Source organism: Bacillus sp. 179-C3.3 HS, assembly GCF_047229225.1.
Lineage (GTDB): Bacteria > Bacillota > Bacilli > Bacillales > Bacillaceae > Bacillus.
This window is the reverse complement of sequence record NZ_JBFEFT010000012.1, coordinates 85886-92084: the sequence shown is the minus strand read 5'-3', so window position 1 is coordinate 92084 and position 6199 is coordinate 85886. Positions and strand designations below refer to the sequence as shown.

The window sequence follows — 6199 nt, the reverse complement described above, 5'->3', positions numbered from 1 at the left end:
TCACTCACAATACTCTTGGCATTTTTGATTCCCATGTGTACATTGTCGTCTAAAAATTGTTCCTCAACAAAGGTATCTCCGCCGAAATTCAAATCATCCAGTGTGCCTGGAACACCTTTAAGAAAGACTTTTTGTTTATCTATAAAACCAATAAACGTGTCCACATTTCCAGCCAGTTCTTTATAGAAGCTTTTAATATTATCGGCACCTTTTCCTTTGAAATCATCACCGAGTTTGGCAACACCATTTAAGGCTTTTTTCAAGTCCACCATTTGTTCACGGAGTTCCTCATAGTGTTTAGCCCTTGTATCCATGGCGCTTGTTAGTGATTTCGCTTCAAGTATCTTATCCAGGAAAAGTCACTCCCTCCATTATTAACAATAAGGTCTATTTTACCAACACAAAACTTATCATAAAATAGGGATAAAGATACAAAAATATATTTTTGGTCGTCGTTGATCAATTAAAGAGATTTTGACTTTTTATGTGTTAGTCCTCTTGGAAAAATGTTTAAAATAGCACTCTTTGAAGTGTTTTTTTATTTCTTCTAAACTGCCGCCGCACTCTACCTTTAAGCTAATGCTTTTTATAGAGATTCTTCACCGGAAGCAGTTTACAGGAAAAAAAAGCACCCCGCAGGATGCTTCTCGAAGATTTAACTCGTAACTATACTATATCGACAGCAATATTTGTCTAAATTGTTGAGAGAATTTATTCACTCTCTTTTATTTTCTTTTCTGGTTTCTCTATTAAGATAATCCTTTCTTTTTGTTTAATGTTTTTCATATTTTCTTCAATGACTTCCTCTAACAACATTATATAAATATGATATTTAAATGATTGTTTCCGTCTTTGTTCTGTTATAAATAACAGCATTAACATTAAAATTAATGCTGCAGTTAATAGGCTTATCACAAACCAAAATTCTCCTTCTTCTGGCACTATAGTTGCCCCACATGTAAATAGCGTAAGATAAATAGTAAATAGAATTGGAGTAAACTTAGAATCCTCTTTTGATATTTTTAGATTTAAATCTAAAATATTTATAAGCTTTCTTAATTGATTTATATTCAATGATTTCTTTTTAATTTCTATTTTAAATTTTTCATGATCTTGAAATGTTGCATTTTTCGCGAAAGGAATAGTAAAATCTTTAAGATATTCAAGGACACTATCAATTTTTTCAAATGTTTTTGTTTCTCCGTTTTGTTTATGGTCTAAATTATTATTCAATTATTACCAGCCTCCCATCTATATATCGACAGGAAGTAAACAAATGGAACTATCCACGTAATTTGTCAAACGAATTCACATTCACTTTCTTCGTGTTTGCACAGGCTATTCATTTTCAATATCTTCTTTTGTTCTTTTGTTGATTCTGTACGACTCATCGTTAGTGTAATCATCAAATTTATCCTCTTCTAGCAACCTAAGAATATAACTTTCAAGTTCATTGATTCTCTCTTCAAAGTAAACTCCTTTTTTATTTTGTATTGTTTGAATATAACCATATACTTAAATGAATGGTGATGATGGAAAGATGAGTAAAGTTGAACACGTTTATGATCGAGAAAAAGAATTTAGAAAAACTTTCTACTTTGTTAAACGCTGGGTAAAACAACCTTCTACGATAACGCACTGTAGAAAATATATGCTTACAATAATCTGACTGTATCATAAATGGGAAATTAGTATAAAAAAACAAAAAATGAAAATATATCGACTTTTGGTGACGCGCGAAATTTATGCCTCCTCCTCGTCCTGCCTTCAAGTTTACACTACCGACTTTTCTTCTTTCAAAAGGTGCACAAAGTAGCAATATTGGCATAACTGGTCAATGATATTATCTTTCATCTGCCTAACCTTTTCACGGGATAGCCATAGGTGAAGTCCGATAGCTCGATAAATCATACCCTCCATCATGCAATCATAGACCACCTGTTCTTTTCTCCTTGTATTTTGCATTGCCTTATCACACACTAATAGCCCCTTAGCACATTTACATTATCATTACACAACAAAAAAGCAGACTCATTTAAGTCTGCTTTAACCTTTCCATTCAGGAAATATACTATGAATCGTTTAACCACTCTTCGCAATGTTGTATAAGCCACCTCAAATATTCCACATATTGACCGACGTGATAGCCATCACAAACAGCATGATGTACTTGAATGGCGACTGGTAAAATTATTTTTTCTTCTTTCATTTTAAATTGACCTAACGTAAAGATTGGCAGTAAATAAGTTTCATCTGTAGTTACATGAAGATGAAACGAAGTAAAGTCAATCCACGGTAGACTTGAAATATTGAACATGTTTTTTGGCATATGAGGTTTTGGAAATAGTTTGCTCGGTTTGCTAAATGTTTCAATGTCCGCTACACAGCTTTTATAAAACTGAGCAAAGTTTTTGTCATAAGGCGTCCAAATACTTGAAAATGTTTTTGTTTCTTTATTTAAGATCGTATAACTAGGATGGAGAAAATCCCAGTAACCAAGTTCATCGTTCACTTGATCCATTCGAAACTCTGGTATTTTTTGTACAGCTCTAGCCAACAAATAAATTTGCACAGGATATACTTTTAGCTTTTTTTCTTTCAATATCGAAAGCAATGTGGTGATGTCTAGATCGATCACCAGGCTATATGAGCATCGGGTTAACGTCATATAATGATGAAAGTGCTCTTTTCGCGGGTAATGTTCGTCTATTTGTTTAAACATTTTTTATCTCCTCCTGAATGTGATTTCCTTTATTCAGGAGGAGACTTTATCTGTTTTCACCACCACAATCATCCTTTCAAGAGGTATGTTATATTTTTGTCTATCACTACTGTGAATTATAACTTTTTCATTCAAAGGGCACCATAAGCTTTTCCTACGATAAAGCGTTCAACAACTCTTCGTACGTAATCTTGCCCAACGTGAACGTTTCTATTGTTATATATGTTTTCTCCGCTGAGGTATTCATTCTATTATGACATTCGAAATGCTACTAATCCAGCATCTAAATGCTGCATCTTTATCAACTTGTTTTCTCACAAAGCTAGATAAACTTGTATAACCAACTTTAGATTCATGTACCGCATTTACACCTGGCACGTAAGCATCCACAATTCTTTTTCTTCTCTCTTTTACCCATTTACCTTTTTTATGATCAAATACTCGATCTTGTTATGTGCATCATCAGTTTGTTTTTCTTGTGGCTCAGGCTAATCTCCGCCTTATCATTTCCTAAAATATGATTTACTTTTGTCGGATTAGCCGACACACTTTTCAATGATGCCATGCTCATCAGCTCCCTATTTATATTTTTGCGCTCCTATCCCTCACCAATGCACCTGCAGCCATGCCCCCAATAAATGATTGTTCCCTTCAACTTACCACTTTCTCCGAATACGGCCACCTTGCCGTTGGTAAGTCACGTCTCGTTCCCATGATCTCTTCCCAATCTCGTATTGCTTTAATGTCTCTTTAGAAACAGAATCCAGAATCCCTGATCTTCATGTCACTCGCTCCTTGCCGAATAAGCACCACCTTACGCTATTCGCTTAAATAGATTTTTGAATGATGACTATGCCAAGTACAGTCAATCATCAAGTAAATTGAAAAACTGTCCTCGATTCGGCTGCCGCAGACCAGCTGCTATCCAGGCTCACAATGTCCCTCTCGTATGGCCACATTCCTCAACACCTTTGTTCCGTATACAAATACGCCATTGATAAGGGAAAGGCGCGTCTCCCAATAAAAAAAGCGGACACCAATCAAGGCACTTAAAGTGCTCAATGATCAGTGTCCGCGGGTTCTTCCTTCTGGACAAAATATTCACGTTCGTTTTGCTTGTTTCTATCTTACGATGATCCACTTAGGAAAAAAGGTCCCCTTTTTGTCGGCTTTTTCTCGGTTTTTTCTCGGCTTAAAGCCCAATAAACACAAAAAACCTTGAAAGGCATTGGCCAATCAAGGATCATTTTGTTACTTCATTTTCACTGCTTCTTTCATTTCCTCTATTATTTTATTCAGCCACTGTATAGGGGTTAATGAGATCGCTGGAAAATAGATTTCTGCATTATTTTCAATAAAGCTTTCTTTTTCTTGTGTTGTTAAAGTACAATTCAAAAAATCCTGACAATCCTTTATAGTAGAAAGCAGACATTCTTTAGTAGCTTCATGAATAAACTCCTCTAACGATTCTTCTGGTGAATCGATATCCTGATGAAATGTCCCACCTAAAAAATCTTCTAACTCCTCTAAATAACTGTAACTCTCATTCATTTTATCATCCTTCTTTCTATTTAACAGGGTATCCTGTTAAAATAAAACCGCCATTCTCATCTTTTTTCAGTATAATTTTTGCATTTGCAACATTCTCGACTACTTCTGAATTTCTCGAAACACTTCTGCCAATTACCTCTCCATCACCCTTATATTTTAATGGTAATGTAGGTCTACTGTTGGGGTCAGATAACCACTTTTGTATTTTATCAACACTCTTAGGATCACCCAGAACTGAATCAGCAACTCTTTCTGCAGTCATTCTATCGTTAAAAGTAGAAGAACCCGTAATTTTAGGATTACTATTCAGCCTTTCTAATAGTTCTTCATCTGTTTTCCCAACATGTCTCTCTATTAAGTGCCCACCTCTGGATTCATGTGTAGCTAGCCCATTACCTGGAGATAAAGAATTTTTCTCACCTTTCTTGATTCCCATCTTACCATTAAATCCTTTTGCCCCAAACGGTAAAAGCATCCCCAGCGCCGCATTCATACTCGCCTCTTGCTGTTCCTTCGAGATCTTATTTCCAAACATGTCTCTTCCAGTAATCGCTTCGCTAAAGCCATTGGCCGCAGTGATGCCGTATAATCCTTTTTGCGCTGTTTTTAATGCGTCAAATGATTTTTGTGAGGTCTTGTAAATATCCACTGCCTTTAATGCGGTTGACGTGGCTTGAGTGGTTTTGTATACGGCTTTTCCACCTTTGACAATGCGCCCCGCCCATCCGATAACTGGGATGTAACCTGCTGCTGCCATACCACCTGCTGCGACTCGCTGTCCTGCGGTAAGTTCCTCGCCTCTGCGTACAATGATTTTGTAGCTTGCTCTTCAGTCTCTGACAAAGCATATTCATCTTTTAAATTTTGATCAAGTTCGATTAAATCTTTAACAGTCTTTTTCCGCTCATCTTCAGCATCTGCGATCTTTTCATCGAAGTTTTTGCTATCAAACACCTTTAAAGAAATGAGGTCATCAATATCTTCAAAAATGGTTTTGAGCGCCTTTTTTTAATCTTTCACAATGCTTTTTGCGTTTTTAATTCCCATATGTACTGCATCGTCTAAAAAGTGTTCGTCCACAAAGGTTTCGCCGCCAAAGTTCGCATCATCAAGTGTACAAGAAACACCTTCATGAAAGGCTTTTTGCTTATCAATGAAGCTGATAAACATGTCTACATTTCCAGCAAGGCTCTTTATAGAAGCTTTTAATGTTATCGGCACCTTTTCCTTTAAAATCATCACCGAGTTTGGCCACACCATTTAAGGCTTTTTTCAATTCTACCATTTGTTCACGGAGTTCCTGATAGTGTTTAGCTCTTGAATCCATGGCGCTTGTTAGTGATTTCGCTTCAAGAATCTTAACAGAAAAAGTCACTCCCTCCAGTATTACTCATAAGGTCTATTTTACCAACACAAAACTTGTCGTTGAATAGGAATAAAGATACAAAGAGTATCATTAATGTGTTTATAAAAAAAGCGTCCATAACAATGGACACTATGCTTCTATTATTCCCAAAACGCTTTGCCTTCAGAATCAATATATTTCTGTAGAAAGGTTTTAAAATCTACATCAATTGATCTATAGTCTAAACCATCCGCAAAAATAGATAGTTGAGGATTTTGCTTATCTATTATCAAGTAACATCCTTCAAAAAGAGCGGCAATAGCCGTTCCATTAAATGGTCGCCCTCCTTATAGAGGCAGGTGAGAGCATTAATGCTATTCAGAAAAGAGCCGGACATGCTAGTGCTAAAACAACATCAGATATTTATGGTCATGTTACAAACAAATTAGAATTTAACACTGCAGAACACTTTAATCGTTTTGATTCTAATAATAATGAGAAACAATCTGGTGGATAAAGTTCGTCCCCATTCGTCCCCTATCAAAAGAAACAGAACAAATATTCGTTACCTTAAAAACAAA

Annotated in this window: 5 protein-coding genes and 1 pseudogene; all 6 read right to left on the bottom strand. The window is 35.8% G+C overall.

Annotation, left to right across the window (positions count from 1 at the left end; translation table 11 throughout):
* A partial coding sequence (locus tag AB1K80_RS09880) for a T7SS effector LXG polymorphic toxin (RefSeq protein WP_412856445.1) occupies positions 1-314 on the bottom strand: 314 nt, incomplete at its 3' end.
* 397 nt (positions 315-711) lie between these two features.
* Positions 712-1233, bottom strand: a complete 522-nt coding sequence (locus tag AB1K80_RS09875; protein ID WP_412856444.1) for a hypothetical protein — start codon at positions 1231-1233, stop codon at positions 712-714.
* 838 nt (positions 1234-2071) lie between these two features.
* Positions 2072-2722, bottom strand: a complete 651-nt coding sequence (gene catA, locus AB1K80_RS09870) for a type A chloramphenicol O-acetyltransferase (RefSeq protein WP_412856443.1) — start codon at positions 2720-2722, stop codon at positions 2072-2074.
* Between the two features lie 243 nt (positions 2723-2965).
* Positions 2966-3112 carry a hypothetical protein gene (locus tag AB1K80_RS09865; RefSeq protein WP_412856442.1) on the bottom strand — a complete coding sequence of 49 codons (147 nt, stop codon included), beginning with the start codon at positions 3110-3112 and terminating at the stop codon, positions 2966-2968.
* An 861-nt stretch (positions 3113-3973) separates the two neighbouring features.
* Complete coding sequence (locus AB1K80_RS09860; protein WP_412856441.1) at positions 3974-4273, bottom strand: contact-dependent growth inhibition system immunity protein; 300 nt, start codon at positions 4271-4273, stop codon at positions 3974-3976.
* A 16-nt stretch (positions 4274-4289) separates the two neighbouring features.
* A pseudogene (locus AB1K80_RS09855) lies at positions 4290-5600 on the bottom strand (T7SS effector LXG polymorphic toxin).
* Between the last annotated feature and the right edge of the window lie 599 nt (positions 5601-6199).